General features: G+C 44.4%; 15 protein-coding genes. 6 read left to right on the top strand and 9 right to left on the bottom strand.

The features are described from left to right. Window positions 1-28: 28 nt before the first annotated feature. Window positions 29-1180 (top strand): ABC transporter permease, encoded by a 1152-nt coding sequence (locus ACFFGT_RS18030; protein WP_377023928.1) that lies wholly within the window; start codon window positions 29-31, stop codon window positions 1178-1180. Between the two features lie 478 nt (window positions 1181-1658). Here the strand turns inward: ACFFGT_RS18030 and ACFFGT_RS18025 are convergent, their stop codons facing one another. The 5 genes from ACFFGT_RS18025 to mazG all read right to left on the bottom strand — a co-directional run bounded on the left by ACFFGT_RS18025 (window position 1659) and on the right by mazG (window position 5962). Beyond that, complete coding sequence (locus ACFFGT_RS18025; RefSeq protein WP_377023927.1) at window positions 1659-2414, bottom strand: hypothetical protein; 756 nt, start codon at window positions 2412-2414, stop codon at window positions 1659-1661. Then, window positions 2411-3937, bottom strand: coding sequence for a hypothetical protein (locus ACFFGT_RS18020; RefSeq protein WP_377023926.1), 1527 nt, complete (start codon window positions 3935-3937; stop codon window positions 2411-2413). The genes ACFFGT_RS18025 and ACFFGT_RS18020 overlap by 4 nt, the downstream gene beginning before the upstream one ends. After that, entirely contained in the window at window positions 3918-4484 is a 567-nt protein-coding gene (locus tag ACFFGT_RS18015) for an RNA polymerase sigma factor (protein WP_377023925.1), read from the bottom strand. Before ACFFGT_RS18015 ends, ACFFGT_RS18020 begins: the two co-directional genes overlap by 20 nt. 173 nt (window positions 4485-4657) lie before the next feature. Continuing rightward, window positions 4658-5083, bottom strand: a complete 426-nt coding sequence (locus ACFFGT_RS18010; protein ID WP_377023924.1) for a hypothetical protein — start codon at window positions 5081-5083, stop codon at window positions 4658-4660. Between the two features lie 75 nt (window positions 5084-5158). Beyond that, window positions 5159-5962, bottom strand: coding sequence for a nucleoside triphosphate pyrophosphohydrolase (mazG, locus tag ACFFGT_RS18005; protein ID WP_377023923.1), 804 nt, complete (start codon window positions 5960-5962; stop codon window positions 5159-5161). A gap of 138 nt (window positions 5963-6100) precedes the next feature. On the opposite strand from mazG, the gene ACFFGT_RS18000 reads away from it, so the two are divergent. Beyond that, window positions 6101-6928 (top strand): hypothetical protein, encoded by an 828-nt coding sequence (locus ACFFGT_RS18000; protein ID WP_377023922.1) that lies wholly within the window; start codon window positions 6101-6103, stop codon window positions 6926-6928. Window positions 6929-6937: 9 nt separating this feature from the next. Here ACFFGT_RS18000 and mnmC2 read toward each other — a convergent pair whose 3' ends face one another. Beyond that, window positions 6938-7615, bottom strand: a complete 678-nt coding sequence (mnmC2, locus tag ACFFGT_RS17995; RefSeq protein WP_377023921.1) for a tRNA (5-methylaminomethyl-2-thiouridine)(34)-methyltransferase MnmC2 — start codon at window positions 7613-7615, stop codon at window positions 6938-6940. A gap of 133 nt (window positions 7616-7748) precedes the next feature. Then, window positions 7749-9098 (bottom strand): MBL fold metallo-hydrolase, encoded by a 1350-nt coding sequence (locus ACFFGT_RS17990; protein ID WP_377023920.1) that lies wholly within the window; start codon window positions 9096-9098, stop codon window positions 7749-7751. A 125-nt stretch (window positions 9099-9223) separates the two neighbouring features. Between ACFFGT_RS17990 and ACFFGT_RS17985 the strand changes: the two genes are divergently transcribed. Beyond that, entirely contained in the window at window positions 9224-9412 is a 189-nt protein-coding gene (locus tag ACFFGT_RS17985; RefSeq protein WP_377023919.1) for a hypothetical protein, read from the top strand. Next, window positions 9409-9789: a type II toxin-antitoxin system death-on-curing family toxin gene (locus ACFFGT_RS17980; protein ID WP_377023918.1), complete on the top strand. Its 381-nt coding sequence runs from the start codon at window positions 9409-9411 to the stop codon at window positions 9787-9789. The genes ACFFGT_RS17985 and ACFFGT_RS17980 overlap by 4 nt, the downstream gene beginning before the upstream one ends. A 12-nt stretch (window positions 9790-9801) precedes the next feature. Here the strand turns inward: ACFFGT_RS17980 and ACFFGT_RS17975 are convergent, their stop codons facing one another. Continuing rightward, window positions 9802-10248 (bottom strand): DUF1569 domain-containing protein, encoded by a 447-nt coding sequence (locus ACFFGT_RS17975; protein WP_377023917.1) that lies wholly within the window; start codon window positions 10246-10248, stop codon window positions 9802-9804. A gap of 173 nt (window positions 10249-10421) precedes the next feature. Beyond that, complete coding sequence (locus ACFFGT_RS17970; protein ID WP_377023916.1) at window positions 10422-12497, bottom strand: M13 family metallopeptidase; 2076 nt, start codon at window positions 12495-12497, stop codon at window positions 10422-10424. Between the two features lie 881 nt (window positions 12498-13378). Between ACFFGT_RS17970 and ACFFGT_RS17965 the strand changes: the two genes are divergently transcribed. Beyond that, the gene (locus ACFFGT_RS17965) at window positions 13379-16012 is read left to right on the top strand and encodes a valine--tRNA ligase (RefSeq protein ID WP_377023915.1); all 2634 of its coding nucleotides are present in this window, start codon (window positions 13379-13381) and stop codon (window positions 16010-16012) included. Window positions 16013-16107: 95 nt separating this feature from the next. Beyond that, window positions 16108-17919, top strand: coding sequence for an ATP-binding protein (locus ACFFGT_RS17960; RefSeq protein ID WP_377023914.1), 1812 nt, complete (start codon window positions 16108-16110; stop codon window positions 17917-17919). The last annotated feature ends 360 nt before the right edge of the window (window positions 17920-18279 follow it).

Raw genomic sequence — 18279 nt, 5'->3', positions numbered from 1 at the left:
ATCAAAACGCACATTTTCAAAACTGATTGTGCGCATTGCAATTATAGGCATTATGCTGGGCCTTGGGGTAATGATACTGTCACTTGCTATCGTTAAAGGATTTAAACACGAGATCCGCAATAAAGTTCGGGGCTTTGCCGGCGATATCCGTGTGGTTAAGTTCGACCTGAACAACTCGTACCAAAGTTCCTCGTTTGCTGCCGATAGTGATTTTGTTAAACGTGCGCTCAAAAGCCCCTTTATTACCCATGTAATGCCCGTGGCTACCAAACCGGGAATTGTTAAGGCCAACAACGAAATTGAAGGTGTGGTACTTAAGGGCGTTGATAAAAATTACGACTGGAACTACTTTAAAAAGATGATGATTGCCGGTGATGTGATCAACTTTGCCGATTCGGTTGAGGCGCAAAAGGAAATCATGATTTCGCAAACTACTGCCGACAGGCTTAAGCTTAAAGTAGGGGATAAGCTGCTGATGTATTTTGTACAGGATGATCTGCGTAGGCGCCAATTTAAGATCAAAGGCATTTTCAATATTGGGGTTGAAGAAGTTGACAAGACCTTTGTTATAGGCGCATTATCACTCATTAACCGCCTTAACAACTGGCAGCCGAATGAGATAGGCCAATACGAGTTGCGTGTAGCCGATTTTGATCATATCAACGAAGCTGCTGAAGCGCTTGATACCGTTTTACCGGTAAAATTGAAAGAATACACCATTGAGGAAGATTACCCCACCATATTTGAATGGCTTAACCTGCTTGATGTAAATTCGGTAGTGATGCTGGTGCTGATGATGGCAGTTGCCGTTATCAACATGATATCGGCACTGCTGATCATGATCCTGGAGCGCACCGCCATGATTGGTATATTTAAAGCCATGGGGGCATCCAATTGGGCAATCCGCAAGGTATTCCTGATCAATGCTTCATACCTGATAGGCTTAGGTTTGCTGCTGGGTAATTTATTGGGGATAGGCCTGGGCTATTTCCAAATGTATACCCATTTCTTCAAACTCGACCAGGCGTCTTATTATATGACCTTTGTGCCGGTTGAGTTTGATGTTTTTGATATCGTTGCCCTTAATATTGGTACGCTGATCATTTGCCTGCTGGTACTTATTATCCCATCAACGCTGGTAAGCAGGATCTCGCCGGTAAAGGCAATCCAGTTTAAATAGATTGCTCTATTATTACTAACAAGCCTGTACATCACCAATTTATGGTGATAGGAGGCACCTACGGAGCCAAATAAGATAAAAAACAATTGTCTATAAACATGGTACTCCTCGGAGTTTTATGAGTGATGTTTTTCAAACTCCGAGGAGTACCATGTTTGTATGAAAAAATAAATCCATCAACGCTGGTAAGCAGGATCTCGCCGGTAAAGGCTATCCAGCTTAAATAGATTGCTCTATTATTGCTAACAAACCTGTACATCACCAATTTATGGTGATAGGAGGCACCTACGGAGCCAAATAAGATAAAAAACAATTGTCTATAAACATGGTACTCCTACGGAGTTTTATGAGTGATATTTTTCAAACTCCGTAGGAGTACCATGTTTGTAGGAAAAAATAAATCTAAAGCTTTGGCTCCGTAGGTGCCTCCTGTCTTTTAAACGATATTTCCCTGCTGTCTTGATTATGTTAATGGCTATTAAAATAACCTGTAACTCAATCCCAACCGCAAATATTCGCTATGCGTGTTAAAGGAAGCATCACCAATATAATTTTTCATGTAATTTGTCAATCCGTGGGCAAAGCTTGCGTTTAAGCCATAGCGGCCATAACTGGCAGCAGCGCCGAGGCGTAACCGTACATCGGTAGGGGCTTTGCTTCTTTTGTTGTCAACTTTATAGATTTTACCATCTTTATCTTTTACTTCGCCTTTATCCCGGGTGTCCAGTATCAGGCCTATATCCATCCCCGGTAATATATCAAGTTTAACTTTGCTGAGCTGAAAGCGATACCCTATGTACGGATTAAGGTTAATATTTTGATTTTGAAAAGCAACATGACCTGTTACCGCAAAACTTGGATCAATAGCTGTTAAGGGCATGTAATCGCTATAGGTGAGGTATATAAGCGGCGAATACTTATCAATATCAACCTTGCTTTTTAATAACTCATAACCGCCTTGCAAGCCTACTATAAAACCTCCTTTTGATACCAGCTGGGCCTGGATGCTGCCGCCGTAACTAAAGCCGTTTTTATTGCCATACGGATTGTTAGCGTAGTTCATCGGATCGGCGGTAGAGGCTGAGCTCTGTAATACCTGGGTGGTAGCTGTTGATGATTTACCTGCAAAATGGAACAAACCGGTATTGGCCTGTACAGAAACTTCTAATTTTTGGGCGCAGAGCTGCAGCCCGCTAAGCATTAACGGGATAAAGGTAAGGAGGTATTTTTTCATTTTTTATGTGTTGTAAAGTTCAGTTTCAGGTTTAAACCGCCTGCTCCAAATTTTATCTGCTGCGAGCCGAGGCCATCAAGCGGGTATTTCAAAAATGGTTCAATAATTATCCTGTTGCTTTTGCCCAGCGGATAGCCAACACCAAATGCCACGTTCAGGGTTTTGGCAAAGTAAAAGCTGTTGAAGCTTTTGTGCGTTGTTTCATCGGAGGTTTGCGCCTGTACACCGGCAGCCTGTGCCAGGCCCGGATAGCTGTAACTTGCCGTATAGGCCTCATTAATAAATGTGCCCGAACTTAAGCCTGCAGAAATATAAGTGTCATTTTTTTGCGGGTTAAATTCATATTTAAGGTTAACAGGGATATCAAGGCCAACAAGGTTAGCATTATAGTTTTTAAATGAAGGGGCCGACGATACCTTGGTAAAATCAGCCTGGGTGTTGTAAGCTGTACTTAACGATGGTGAAAAGGACACCGCAGCCGGACCATTTGAGGGTTGGTTTTTGTTATAATTAAGCGTGTTTTGAGCCAGTAATAAACCGGTTGAAAGCTTGAGGTTTTTGCTCAATTTAATATCAGAAGTAAAGCCTGCGCCGGCATTTACCTGGTTTTGACTACCCTTGGCATAATTGAAAAATGTAGCTGCGTAAACGCTGAATTTTACCCTGCGCCCATCTGTTTCAACATCAGGTTTTTTAGGCTGATCATGATCGCTGGCAAGCAAAGCCTCCATGGAGTTGGCCTTTGGTTTAACTTTTATGACCGATGGTGTAGCAGCAGCCGGTGCTTTATTAACAGGATTGGCATTAGCCGGAACCTGTACAGCAGGATTATTGGCATATTGCTGTGTATTGGTTTGCGGCAATGCCGACTTAACACTATCAGCCTGTTTACCTGCCGGAACATTGATCACACCATTATTAGCCGGTTGAGCGGTAGGGGATACAGCAGTTTTTGCAATTCCGTTAACCGGGTTTGCAGGTACAGGGTTTACCGGTACCGGCGTAAATGCAGGTACTGTTGTTGCCGGTTGCTGGTTTGTAACAGCGTTACCTGCCGGTTTATTTAAAGCGTTATTATTTGTAAATGTATTAGACTTGCTTGCCGGTATATTACCGGCTGGGTTTAATTTAGTTGCTGACGACTGGGTACTATTGTTGCCTGCAAGGCTTGTTGCAGGTGATGACGCAGCTGTTACAGGCGGCTGCTGTACCGGTGCAGCTTTTTGAACGGTACTATCCGGCGCGCTGCTTTGCGGCAGGGCAGGTTTTGTTTGTTTGGTAGCAGAGATCTGGGCATTATCATGTCTGCCATCTTTGTTTGCTATCCATAAACCTATACTTAAAAACAGCAACAGGACGGCAGCGGCGCTTGCCCACCACAGGTAAACCGGGCGGCGCTGTTTTTCCTGAACAGGGAATTTCTCCCTGAGCAGCAGCCAGCCTTCATCAGCGGTAGTGTCTTCGTAATTATCAAACACTTCCCTGATGCGGTCTCTTAAGTCGTTATCCAACTGATCGTCCATGGTTATGTGCTTCTTTTCTTAATATATTTCTTAATCTTTCTTTCGCCCTGCTCAGGTAAACGCGCGATGAGCTTACCGGGATGCCGAGCGTAGTGGCTATTTCGTCATGATCGTAGCCGTCTATCTCATACATGTTAAAAATAGTTCGTTGTATAGCCGGCAGTTCTACCATCAGCTTTAAAATATCCTGTGCATTCAAATTATCAACCGGCCCCATATTGCTCCTGATGGGGGCGGCATTTTCCAATTCAACATTAAGCTGGAATTTAAGGTCTTTACGCCGGCGGTCGATAGCCGTGTTAACCAGAATGGTGCGGAGCCAGGCTTTAAACGGCTTATCGGTATTATAGCCGCCAATAGCGTTAAATACTTTTATAAAAGCGTCATTTACAGCCTCAAGGGCATCATCGCGGTTTAAACTGTAACGCAAACTTATACCCATGGCATAGCCATAGAACTGCTTGTACAGCAATTCCTGGTGTTTTAAGCTGCCTTTTTTGCATTGCCTTACGATCTCTTCTTCGGTAATGCGAGGGGGTGGATGCATTAAATATTCTTAGTTCCGCTAAATGTTGTTTTAAAAGCCTTTACGAAGCAAAAGATTTAAATGATACAAAATAATAAAATATTTCTGCCCGTATTGTGTGCCTGCTGTAATCAAAAAAGCCGGTACCTGGAGTAGAGGCACCGGCATGGTAATTAAAACAATAGGACTTTTAGTTAATTTTTCTTTAAGTTGTATTGAACGGTTAATGTATCGCCATTGCTGTTGCGCTGCAATTGAAATACAGTACCATCATAAAAATACTGGTAAACACCTTTCAGGTGAAACTTATTAACACCCGGTACTACTGCCGATGAGTCGTTAAACTGGATGTAGTATCCGTTGTAAGCAAATGCTCCGTAGCTTGCCACGTGTTTCCTGGTGTTGGCAGCCACTTGAAATAGTGATGTTGCAGTAAGCTTTAAAGCTATTGTATCACGAATAGTATCATAACCGGTACCGCTTGTTTTTTTAACAAGTGCACCAAATGTTCCTGTAAAATTACCTTGTGGCTGAGCAACCGGAACAACCTCGTTTTTTGGAGAGCAGGCTACGCCTAATGTTAACAGTAATGGAAGCAGGTAAAATAAATTACGTTTCATATATCTTATCTCGTTATCGATTTTTTAACTATTACGCATGTTTTTAGCTAAACGCTACACCGTGCTACTGTATTTTTATAGTTTTTTTGCCTCATCCCAAAAAACATCCATCTCGGCCAGGCTCATATCATGCAGTTGTTTACCGTTTTCCTGCGCCTTAAGCTCAAGATACTGAAAGCGTTTGATGAATTTTTTGTTGGTTTTTTCAAGTGCGTTCTCCGGGTTGATATTGATGAAGCGGGCGTAATTGATCAGCGAAAACAACAGGTCGCCAAATTCAGCTTCAGCTTTTTCATGATCGATGGTGCTTTCATCTTCGGCATTAAATTCATTTTTAAATTCCTGCATCTCTTCCTCAACCTTAGCCCAAACCTGGCTCTTCTCCTCCCAGTCGAACCCAACGCCGCGTGCTTTTTCCTGTATGCGCGATGCTTTTACCAGGGCGGGTAATGAAGCCGGTACGCCGCCCAGAACAGATTTATTGCCCTCTTTAAGCTTAATCTGTTCCCAGTTGCGTTTCACGTCCTCCTCGTTCTGCACCTCCACATCGCCATAAATATGCGGGTGGCGGTTAATCAGCTTATCACAAACGCTGTTTAAAACATCGGTAATAGTAAAGTCGTTGGTTTCGGAAGCTATTTTGGCGTAAAAAACCAAATGCAGCATGATGTCACCAAGCTCCTTTTTTATTTCGGGCATGTCGCCGCCTAAAATGGCGTCGCTCAGTTCGTAGGTTTCTTCAATGGTAAGGTGGCGCAGGCTTTCAAGTGTTTGCTTTTTATCCCATGGGCAATTGGCCCGAAGGTCGTCCATAATGATGAGCAATCTATCAAAGGCTATGGAAGCGGTAGGGGCAGTTTCAGGGGCTTTTAAAGGCATAAAATATTTGTAGTGAATGCTAATGCTGCAAAGGTATGATAACATCTTTAATGAAAACTTACTGTATCATTAATTTTAAGCTAACATTAATTAATTTTATTAGCCAATTATTAATGCTATCAGTAAGCAAATTTTACCATGAAAAAAATTTACCTGTTTATCCTCCTTTTTGTTTCGATAATTAAAGTAAGCTATGCCCAGCAGCCTGTTGGCGATGTGGCAAACAGTACGTTTAGCCAACCCCAGCCATTCCTGTTTACGGTGAGCACACTTAACCCGCAAGGCCGTAACTGGAGTTTAAACTACTCGGGCGGATATGGCGAGCGCACGGTTACACCACTTGGATTTGATGGTGTGGATCAAAATTTTTCGGCCAAAGGGTACCTGGGCAATAAGTTTACATTAATGGCCATGCTGGGTACAGGTTTTAGTAATAATGGCGGCGTGCGTACATTGCAGCAGGCCGAGGTACTTCGTGATTTTATTGGCGGCAATCAGCCTATGGGTTTCAGGGCAGGGGCAAGCCTTGGTTACAGGCGTGAGTTTAATAGCAATTCAGTAGCATTTAGCAGGATAACCGCGGCATATGAGGTAGCCAATTGGAAACTTGGCGCCAATGTTCGCTTTGAAAAAGCATTTGCAACTGACCGCGATGGTTTAGACCTGATAACCAGCATTGGGGTACACCGTCATATTTCGGGACAGCTTTTTGGCGGCTTCGAGGCTGTAGGGCAGGATCTGGAAGGTTTTTGGGAAGCCGATGAGGCCGAAGGCGGCGCACGGTTACTGGTTGGCCCATCATTGAATTACGCTCCCGTTAATTCACGGTTAGCATTTTCACTTTGCGGCGGCCCTATCATTTACGCTACCCGCAGTGCGGCAGCCCAGGGCCAGTTTGCTTACCGCGAATTGCCAACAACCAATGGCTTTACGCTGAAATTCAACGTAGGCTTCCGGTTTTTATAGGCCGGCAGCTTAAAGTTTTACTGCCCGCAGCATTTCGCGTTTGCCAGGTGCTCCGGGCGCTTTTTCTACTTTAAAGCCCAGGCTTTTAAGCATGCGTTTCAGGTTGCCGGTAATGGCATAGGTAACAAATACGCCGCCGGGTTTTAAAAAGCTAACGGTGTGGCCAATGGTCTCTTCGTTCCACATTTCGGGCTGGTGAGCGGCAGCAAAGGCATCAAAATAGATAATATCAACCTGCTCATCCATTGTAAAATCCAGGAGTTTGCTGTGGGCGATATGCAGCTGCGTGATATTATTTATCTCAACCTTGCCGGTTAATGCAGCAGGGTAATTACTGTTGAATTGTTCCCATAATACCTCCGGGAGGTATTGCTGATAACCGGTTTGCCCCATCATTTCGGCGCTTACAGGATAAGCTTCAATGCCGGTATAGTCCAATTTTATTTGCTTGCCGGTGCAGGTATCGGCAGTTAATAAAAAGTTGAGCCCGGTGCCGAAGCCTACTTCAAGGATGCTCACCTCAGTAGCGTCGTTTTGCTCCAGGAAATATTGCAGTCCCGATTTAACGAATACATGCAGGCTCTCCTGTAATGCCCCGTGGCGTGAGTGGTAATGCTCACCTACTTCGGCATTGTAAATGGTGTTCGAGCCGTCGGCGGTGGGGACGATGGTTAGTTCATGGTTCATGGATGATGGTTCATGGTTTTGGGTGGTATACTTAGTTCATGGTTTATGGATGATAGTTCATAGTTTAATGAAAATTGTTCAAAGTTTCCAGGACCTTACTGGCTATGAACCATGAACTATCATCTATGAACCGTTAACCATGCACTTCTTTCATCATCTCAGTAACTACCTCACCCAGGTCATAAACAGGCACAACATCTATAGCAGCCGATACAATGCTCACGCCTGCGGCTGAGCGGTAACCGGCTGCGCAATGCACTACGATAGGTTTACCGGCAGGGATTTCGCCGACACGTTCGCGCAGTTCGGGCAAGGGGATGCTGATGGCGTTTTTAAATACCTTGCCTTCGGCAACTTCAGTGTGGTTACGTACATCAACTATAGTGTAATCGTCTTCGTTTGCTTTGAACGCGTCTAAATCAAGATCTGCAGATACTTCATTTGTATTCGCAGGAGCTAATAAAGCGGCTTTGATATTTTGCTCATAACCAATTTTGGCTGCTTTTTTTATGAGGATGTCAAGCTTATCATCATTTTCGGCAATGAAGTAAAACTGCTCATCGGGGCCTATAATGGAACCCAGCCAGGTTTCAAATTTTTCTCCGTCCTGCAGGTTAATGGCGCCATGCAGGTGGCCGCTCCTGAACTGTGCTTTGGGGCGGGCATCAACAATTAAAATGCCCTTTTCTAATATGCTGTCTGCATCAATACGCGGTACAGCGGCTATACCATCCTCAAAACCTGATACGCCATTTTTATTAAGCTCCACATCGCGACCGAAATATTTAGGCATAAAAGGCTGATCGGTGGTGAGCGTTTTAATAAAATCCAGCTCATCCATTAGCTGTAAAGCATAGTTTTCGCGCAATTCGCGGCCAATGGTGCTTTCCAGGTCGGGGCTCATGCTTTTGCCGCATAAGGAGCCGGGGCCGTGCGCCGGGTAAACCACTACATTTTTAGGCAGGGTCATGATTTTTTGGCGGGTGCTTTGGAACATCTGGCGGGCAAGCTCCTCTTTTTTAGCAGTAATATTGCCCACGTTCTCGCGTAAATCCGGCCTGCCTACATCGCCAACAAACAGCGTGTCGCCGGTAAAGATGGCTGTTTCGCGGCCTTCTTCATCTATCAGCAAAATACAGATAGAATCGGGTGAGTGGCCGGGGGTGTTAATGGCTTTTAGTTTGATATCGTTAAGCTGGATAACGTCGCCGTCATCATAAGTTTCATGAGGGTAGGCAGCGCCGGTTAACTTACTGCAATAAATAACCGCCCCGGTTGTTTGATGAATCTCCAGGTGTGAGCTTACAAAATCGGCATGCGGGTGGGTTTCAATAACACCCACAATATCGGCATCGTGCTGAGCCGCAAAGTCATAGTAAGGCTGCGGATTGCGGGCCGGGTCAATAACTATCATTTTGCCCGTGCGGATCACGGCATATGAGCCGTGCGCCAGGCCTTTATCGTAAAATTGCTGAATGATCATATTTGCCGCAAAGATAATGCTTAAGCGGAATGTTTTATTTGTGCATTGTTTAAGTGGTGTAAATATTGATAGCTTTTGTGTAAACCTGTGAAACCGGATACCGGTATAAATAATTAAATTTGAATATGACAGCAGCTGAAATAAAAACTGAGATTAATAAGGCACTTGAAAATGTGCCCGAAGAGGCTTTAGCGGATGTTCTTTCATACCTGAAACATCTGCAATCAAAAATGGCAGGCGACATTAAATTAACTACTCATTTGAGGCAGGTACTCACCGAGGATAGCGAATTATTGGAGAGGCTTGCCCAATGATTAATGTTGAAAAAGCCGAACAAATACATAATGTGCTTATTGAAAAGTTTGGCGGGCTAACCGGGATACGTGATCTGCCAGGACTGGAAGCCGCCCTTGCACGACCATATGCTACCTTTGATCAGCATGAGCTGTATCCGGAAGCAGTGGATAAAGCTGCTGCTGTTTTTGAGAGCCTGATTATAAACCATCCATTTATGGACGGAAATAAAAGAATATCCTATGTATTAATGCGTTTGATTTTACTTGAAAACGGCTTTGATATCGCAGCCAGCCAGGACGAAAAATACGAAATGGTTATAGCTGCCAGTATGGGCCTGATCAGGTTTGATGAAATAAAAAGCTGGATAGCCGAAAAGGTAATAAGAGTTGGATAGCTCTCTCCACCGTTAATTACTAAACTGCCTCAAGTGATGATCAACATGTTTATAAGCTAATTGCCCCATCTGTTCCCTGGTCATTTTTCCGAAAAAAGTATGTTCAAAATCGGTTTTCGTAGTCTTGCCATATTCCTCCACGAGTTCAATCCACTGTTTTTTCTGAGCGGCCACGTCGCCGTTTGTTTCGGTTGCTTTGCATTGCGGAACGGTTGGGGTATTCCTTCTTAAGGGACTATCATCCTTGAGCATGCCTTTCAGCGCCACTTTGCCAAACAGACGACCAATAAACGCGCGTTTATATATTTTAATACCCAAATACATTTCTTCCGAAAGGGTGCAGTGTTTCAGCATTTGATAAACGTTCATTTTGCCCCATTCCGGTTTGCTGTTTTCATCAAGTAGGTTGATCCTGCTGATCAGGCCGTCGCGGGTTTCTTTATCAAATATTGTTTTCATTGTTCTAAGTGGTTTATGCCATAAAGTTACCACATCATTTTTATCCGGTAACAGGTAATTTCAAGCCATAAACAGGGGGTAAATGTGACATGATGGGGTGTTATTTAAGCAATTTAAAACCAAACAGGCCCGGTTTCACAACCAGGCCTGCTATTCTTAAAAAGAAATCTGATTTACCAGATCTTCGTTCTGTCTTCCGGTTTTTTATACATTTTATCGCCGGGTTTTACATCAAATGCTTTGTACCAGGCATTGATATTGGTTATCGGCGCGTTGGTGCGGAACTGCTCGGGCGAGTGCGGATCTGTCAGGATCCTTTGCGCTGCCGACTCGGGGGTTTGCAATGCACGCCATACCTGTGCCCATGATAAAAAGAAACGCTGATCGGGTGTGAAGCCATCAATGGTATTGGCAGATTGGCCCTGTTTGGTTTTGCTGAATGCCTCGTAAGCAATGTTTAAACCGCCAAGGTCGGCCAGGTTTTCGCCAAGGGTAAGCTTGCCGTTTACATGCAGGGTATCAAGAACGGTGAAAGCATCATACTGCTTAACAACCTGGTCGGCACGCAACTTGAATTTGTCGGCATCCTCTTTTGTCCACCAGTCGCGCAGGGTACCATCAGCATCGTACTGGCGGCCCGAGTCGTCAAAACCATGGGTCATTTCATGGCCTATCACAGCGCCAATGCCACCGTAATTAACGGCATCATCGGCTTTAAAATCAAAAAACGGAAACTGCAGGATGCCGGCAGGAAACACAATTTCGTTATTGGTTGAGTTGTAATAGGCATTAACGGTTGGCGGCGTCATTCCCCAGCGGGTTTTATCAACCGGTTTGCCCAAACGGCTAACGTTAAAATTGTAACGCCATTTACCCAGGGCCCGCAGATTGCCGAAATAGTCGTCGCGGTTAATTACTACGCCGTCATATTTTTCCCAGTTATCAGGATAGCCGATTTTTACGGTAAAGGCATTTAACTTTTTAAGCGCACGCTCTTTGGTTGCGGGGCTCATCCAATCAAGGCGTTTAATGCGGTCGGCAAGGGTTCCTTTAAGGTTGTTCACCAAATCAACCATGTATTGCTTAGCGGCAGGGGTAAAGTATTTTTCAACAAAAAGCTGTCCCAGCAATTCGCCAAGGTTAGCGTCAACAAAAGCGCTCATACGCTCGGTGCGCGGCGTTTGTACTTTTTGACCGCTCAGTGTGCTGCTGTAAGCAAAACTGGCATTAACAAAGTCAGAACTTAATCCATAAGCCGATCCTCTGAGTATATTCCAGCGCAGGTAAACTCTCCAATTGGCCACCGGGGTAGCTGCAAATAACGAGTCGGTAGTTCTGAAAAAGGATGGCTGGCCAACCAGGATGCTATCCTGGCCGCCCGCATTGAGGGCCGGTAATATTTTTGACCACTTTAAGTGCGGGGTTTGCTTTTCAAAATCGGTTATCAGGAATTTGTTGTAAGTAACATGCGGATCGCGCATGGCCACACGGCTAAGCTGTGCTTTTGCCCAGGTACATTCCAGATCATAAACAATAGCCGCATTTTTGGCTGCTTCATCAGGGCTGCTTCCGCTAAGAGTAAATACGGTTACAGCCAGTTTTTTCAAAGCATCCTGGGCCTTTTTTGAACGCGGATCGTTCTTGAGGTAATAATCCCTGTCGGGTAGGGTAATGCCGCCCTGGCCAAGGCTTATTACATATTTATTTACGTTTTTATCGTCCTGCTCAACCCCAAACCTGAATATCGGTGAGCCAATTCCGTTAATACGTTCATAAATCAGTTCATTAATAAAATCGTCGAGGGTTTTCACGCGGTCAATGCGCTGCAAATCAGGTTTGATAGGGTCATAACCGCGTTTTTCGATGGTTACGCTATCCATAGCGCTGGCATACAGATCGCCAACACGTTGTTTCAGGCTGCCTTTGGGTTGTGAAGCCGATACCTGGCTTACTTCATTCAGTAAAGAGATGAGTTTATTGGTATTTTCCTGGCGCAGGATTTGGAAGCTGCCCCAGCGGGTTTCTTTGGCCGGCATACCGTTTTGTTTTAACCAGCCGCCATTGGCATATTCAAAAAAATCGTCGCCGGGCTTTACGCTCAGGTCCATGTTGGCAGGATCAATAAATTTTTTAGGAGGGGCGGATGTTTTGTGCTTTGGCTTTACAGGTTTGGGCCCATCCACAGCAAAAACATTTACCGACATGCCGAGACCGGCAACCAGCAATAAATAGTTAAACTTTAATTTCATGTCAATACTTAAAAATTAAAGTTAATAAATAGCTGGTATTACGCAAAAAAAGGCCGGGGGCAGGCTCTTAATGATTGAACCAGTTAATGATCGCGTCCAGCTTTGTTTTTTTCAAAATATCGAGCCAGAACCTGTGCAGGGGCATTGTTTTCATGACAATTTGAATGTTACTATATAATAACTGGTTAATTGTAAAAATATTGTGGGAGTGGGTTGGTGATTGATTGTTCATGGTTGATAGTTCATGGTTTTGGTTGGTAGTTCATGGATCATGGTTAATGGTTCATGGTTTGTATTGGGGGGAGTTCATAGTTGATAGATCATGGTTCATGGTTTTGGGGATAGTAGGTTATGGTATATAGATGATTGATGATGATAGCATGTTGTGTAGATAATGTTTTTATAAAAGTACTGGTTTGCGTTAGGGATGATAGTGGAAAGCCCGCAGCGTGCGTGGGAAATGTGTTGTGGCAAGGCGAGGACTTGGAGCGTACAGCCCGGGCCGCAGGCAACGCCATAATTCTGAACCGGGATTAAGCGGATTTTTCTGATTAAGGGATTTTTTTAAAAGCTCTAATGCTCCATATTCAGGTTAGGGCTATTATAAGGATCTCCTTAAAAACTTACATATATGCAAAACAACTAACCTCTGATCACCAACCACTAATCTCTACCATGGCATTGCCTGCGGCCCGGGCTGTACGTTCATACGCCTGCAGGCCTTACGCTCGTTGGCCGGTATCCGCTACCATCCCTAATGCGGCCTGCGCTCTTATCCACAGCTATGAACCATGATCTATGAACCATCAACCATGAACTAACCACAAAAAAATCCCTCAACCTTTGGCTATGAACCGCTAACTATCGTATTTTTGCGCGTTATGAGTATTGCTAAAACATATATCCCTAAAGAAACCGAAGAAAAATGGTACAGTTACTGGTTGCAGCACGGCTTTTTTAAGTCGGTGCCTGATGAGCGCGAGCCTTATACAATAGTCATTCCGCCGCCAAATGTTACCGGGGTTTTGCACATGGGGCACATGCTTAACAATACTATACAGGATGTGCTGGTACGCCGCGCCCGTATGAAAGGCAAAAATGCCTGCTGGGTTCCCGGTACCGACCACGCCAGTATTGCTACCGAAGCCAAAGTTGTTGCCATGCTTAAAGAGCGCGGCATCAGCAAAAAAGACCTTACCCGCGAAGAGTTTTTGACCTACGCCTGGGAGTGGAAAGAAAAATACGGCGGCATTATCCTGGAACAACTTAAAAAATTAGGCGCTTCATGCGACTGGGACCGTACCAAGTTTACCATGGACGAGAACCTATCCGAGGCGGTAATTGATACGTTTATCCACCTGTATAAAAAGGGGTTGATCTATCGCGGCATCCGCATGATCAACTGGGACCCGCAGGGCAAAACCGCGGTAAGTGATGAGGAAGTTATTCGTAAGGAAGTTAATCAGAAGTTGTATTATATCAGGTATAAAGTGGCAGGTACGGAATCGACTCCCGGCTACCTAACCATCGCTACCACCCGCCCGGAAACCATTATGGCCGACGCAGCTATCTGTATCAACCCTAACGACGAGCGTTACCTGCACCTGCATGGTAAAAAGGTTTATATCCCGCTTATTGACCGTGAGATCCCGGTGATACTGGATAACTACGTAACCATGGATTTTGGTACCGGCTGTTTGAAAGTGACCCCTGCGCATGATTTAAATGACTATGAGCTTGGCCAGCGCCACAACCTGCCCGTTATTGATATTTTGAATGATGACGGAACGCTGAACGAGAAAGCACAGATATTGGTTGGCGAAGACCGCTTTGCTGCCCGTAAAAAGATAGCGGTACTATTGGAAGAAGCCGGTGTACTGGAAAAAGTTGAGGAGTATAAATCACAAGTAGGTTTTTCAGAGCGTACCAATGCGGTTATTGAGCCTAAACTATCCATGCAATGGTTTTGCAAGATGGGCGAGATGGCCAAACCGGCTTTGGATTATGTACTTAATGGCGAGATCAAACTGATCCCCGAAAAGTTTGTGAATACTTACCGCCACTGGATGGAGAACGTAAGGGACTGGAACATCAGCCGCCAGTTATGGTGGGGACAACAGATCCCGGCATGGTACCTGCCTAACGGTGAGTTTGTAATTGCGAAAAATGCTGAAGATGCATTGAAGGAAGCACAGGCTGTAAACCCTCAGTTAACCGCTGCCGACCTGAGGCAGGACGAAGACGTTGTTGATACCTGGTTTTCATCATGGTTGTGGCCAATTTCGGTATTTGATGGTTTTAAAGACCCGAATAATGCCGATATTAATTATTACTATCCAACTAACGACCTGGTTACCGCGCCGGAGATCTTGTTTTTCTGGGTAGCAAGGATGATCATGGCCGGGCATGAGTTCAGGGGCGAAGCACCGTTCAGGAACGTATACCTTACCGGTATAGTAAGGGATAAGCTTGGCCGTAAAATGTCAAAGCAATTGGGCAATTCGCCTGACCCTCTTGATCTGATAACTCAATATGGCGCCGACGGTGTACGTGTAGGTATGCTGCTATGCTCGCCTGCCGGTAACGATTTAATGTTTGACGAAAGTTACTGCAAACAGGGCAGCGGCTTTGCCAATAAGATATGGAATGCCTTTAAGCTGGTAAAAGGCTGGGAGGTTGATGAAAGCCTTGCAAACCCTAATGCCGTAGCTATTGAATGGTTTGGCAACAGGTTTAACCAGGCGCTAACCGAAATTGAAGCTAACTTTGCCCAATACCGTTTATCAGAGGCCTTGATGGATAGCTATAAACTGGTATGGGACGATTTTTGCGCATGGTACCTGGAAATGATTAAGCCTGCTTATCAGCACCCTATTGATAAGTATACTTATAAGGCTACTATTCAATTCTTTGAGAATATTTTAAAGGTATTGCACCCTTTTATGCCTTTCCTTACCGAAGAGTTATGGCATGATGAACTGTTTGGGGAACGTACTATAATGGATTGCTGTATTGTAGCGCAAATGCCCGTTATTGGGGAAATAAATTCACGCTTACTGGCTGAGGTTGAGGTAGTAAAAGATGTTGTTACCTCTATCAGAAATACACGTAAAACAAAACAAATTTCGGATAAAGAACCTTTGGAGTTATTTGTTAAGTCGAATTCGGGGATCAACTATGAAGAATATGAAGCTATCATTGCCAGGCTTGCCAACATCAGCAAGTTTGAAACCGTAGCTGATAAAGTTGAAGGAGCTATAAATTTCTTAGCTTCAACGGATGAATTTTATATTCCTTTCAGCGAAGAAATTGACCCGGTTGCCGAGTGTGCAAGGCTGAAAAAAGAGCAGGAATACCTGCTGGGTTTCCTGAAATCGGTTAATGCAAAATTGGGTAACGAGCGGTTTATGGCTAACGCAAAACCGGAAGTTATTGAGGTTGAGCAAAAGAAAAAAGCCGATGCCGAAGCCAAGTTAACCATCATTGAAGAAAACCTGGCAGCTTTGGCTTGCTAATTGCAGAACTTACTGGCTTTGTATAACAAGCAACTGTACAGCATTTGCTGTACGGTTGCCTGTGCAAATTGCAAGGCCAATGTTAAGTTCTGAATATGAGTAGTAAAGTAAGTTTCTTTAACTTATCAATTTATAAAATCTTGTCGAAGGAGCAATCGTTCCTTGACCAGGCCAGGATCCGTTTATTGTATTATGGGTTCTTCCTTATTTTTGTTGCCCTTGGGGCACTTTACCTGAACGTTTATTTCCAAAACCAAAGGATGCTTGGCTATACGGCCCTGGTTTTAATGGGATCGGTTGTGCTGCTGTTTAAATATTTAACCTGGACGCCCGACTGGCGCGGTGCGGCACATGCCCTGCTTATTGTGGGCACCCTCGTTAATGCCAGCCTGGTTTATGTATCCATACAAACGGTAAACATCATTACTGTACAGGTAATTATCATTGTTATCGTGTTCAGCTATTATATGCTTGGCCAGCAATGGGGCCTCATTTACTCCCTGCTTAATACGGTACCGGTGCTGATGTTCATGATCATTGAGTATAACAGCGGGTACGTTATCGGTATCAAGCCTAATAAAATTGACCAGTCGACCATTATCATCAGCCTGTTTGCCAATTTTATACTGCTCATATTTATCCATAGTCATTTTTATACGGCTTTCTTAAAAAATATCAAGCACCTTAAAGATAGCAGTGCGGAGCAGGCCCGGCTTTACAATCAGATGGAAACAGCTATTGAGAAGTCAGAAAAATCGGCCCAGGCTAAATCCGAGTTCCTGTCTACCATGTCGCACGAGATCCGTACGCCCTTAAATGCTGTTATTGGGATGAGTAATTTGCTGATGATGAGCGGCCCGCGGCCCGATCAGCGTGAAAATCTCGAGATCCTGAAATTTTCGGCCAATAACCTGCTGGCTATTGTTAATGATGTGCTTGATTTCAGCAAAATTGAATCGGGAAAGGTGGTGTTTGAAAATATCCGCTTTAACCTTATTGAGCTGATGAATAATATTTGCGGCGGCCAGATCCTGAAAGCCGAAGAAAAAGGACTGCTGTTTAAGCTTGACGTTGACAGATCATTAAAAAATAAAGTGCTTTTTGGCGACCCTACCAGGATAACCCAGATCATTTTTAACCTGGTGAGCAATGCTATAAAATTTACGCCGCAGGGAAACATATGGGTAAGGGTTACCTGCGTGGAAGACAGGCATAATACCGTTACGGTAAACTTTTCGGTAAGGGACACAGGTATCGGCATTGAAAAGGAAAACCTCGAAAATATATTTGAACCATTTACGCAGGAATCATTAGCTACCACACGTGAGTATGGCGGCACAGGGCTTGGATTGGCTATAGTTAAGCGTTTGCTTGAGCTGCAGGGCCTGCAAATAACCGTTAACAGTATTATGGGCCATGGATCCGAGTTTTCATTTAACCTGGAGTTCCCGGTATCAACAGAAGTAGCGCCCGAGGTAGTGGCTGCCCCACTGGCCAGGCAATCTGCAGAAAACGCCCTGGCCTGTTTGCGTGTGCTTATTGCCGAAGATAATATGGTTAACGTGATGCTGATGAAAAAACTGCTCAGCAAGTGGAATATAAACCCAACCATTGCCGAAAACGGCGAACGGGCTGTTGAGTTTATGCAATACGGTAATTTTGATATTGTATTAATGGATCTCCAGATGCCGGTAATGAACGGCTTTGATGCCTCAAAAGAGATCCGTAAAATGGCCGATCCTAAAAAATCAGGCGTACCTATCATCGCGCTTACTGCTTCCGCACTTTTTGATATTAAGGAACAAGTGTACGAAGCCGGCATGAATGATTATGTATCCAAACCATTTAAACCCGATGACCTGCTGGAAAAGCTTAATAATTACGCGGTGAAGAAAAAGGTGGTGTAGGGAGAGGCTGGACAGAAATTTCAAATATTTGGAAGAAACAAAAAAGCTGGGGATTGTGCGATTCTCTCCCCTGGGAGGGTGTAGGGAGGGGTTCATCGATAGGCTTATTCGCTTGAATAGCGTACAAACCCCTCCCTGCCAACACACATTTCAGCCGCACCCCTCCCAAGGGAGGGAATTAAAAAATCTTTCGAACACCTATGGTGACAACACCAACAACGGCTGTGAGAACCATGTCATTGCTGTAAAGGTTAGATAATTCGGAGACAAAATAGCCTAACTTAAAGCTATGCGAATCAACACAAATGATCTAACCTTAAAACGGAATTATTTGCAAACGTATCGTTTGCTGATAAAGGA

This window comes from Mucilaginibacter angelicae (assembly GCF_042434235.1).
GTDB lineage: Bacteria > Bacteroidota > Bacteroidia > Sphingobacteriales > Sphingobacteriaceae > Mucilaginibacter > Mucilaginibacter angelicae.
Note: the sequence above shows the minus strand (reverse complement) of the source record. Positions and strands in the feature narration are given on the sequence as shown.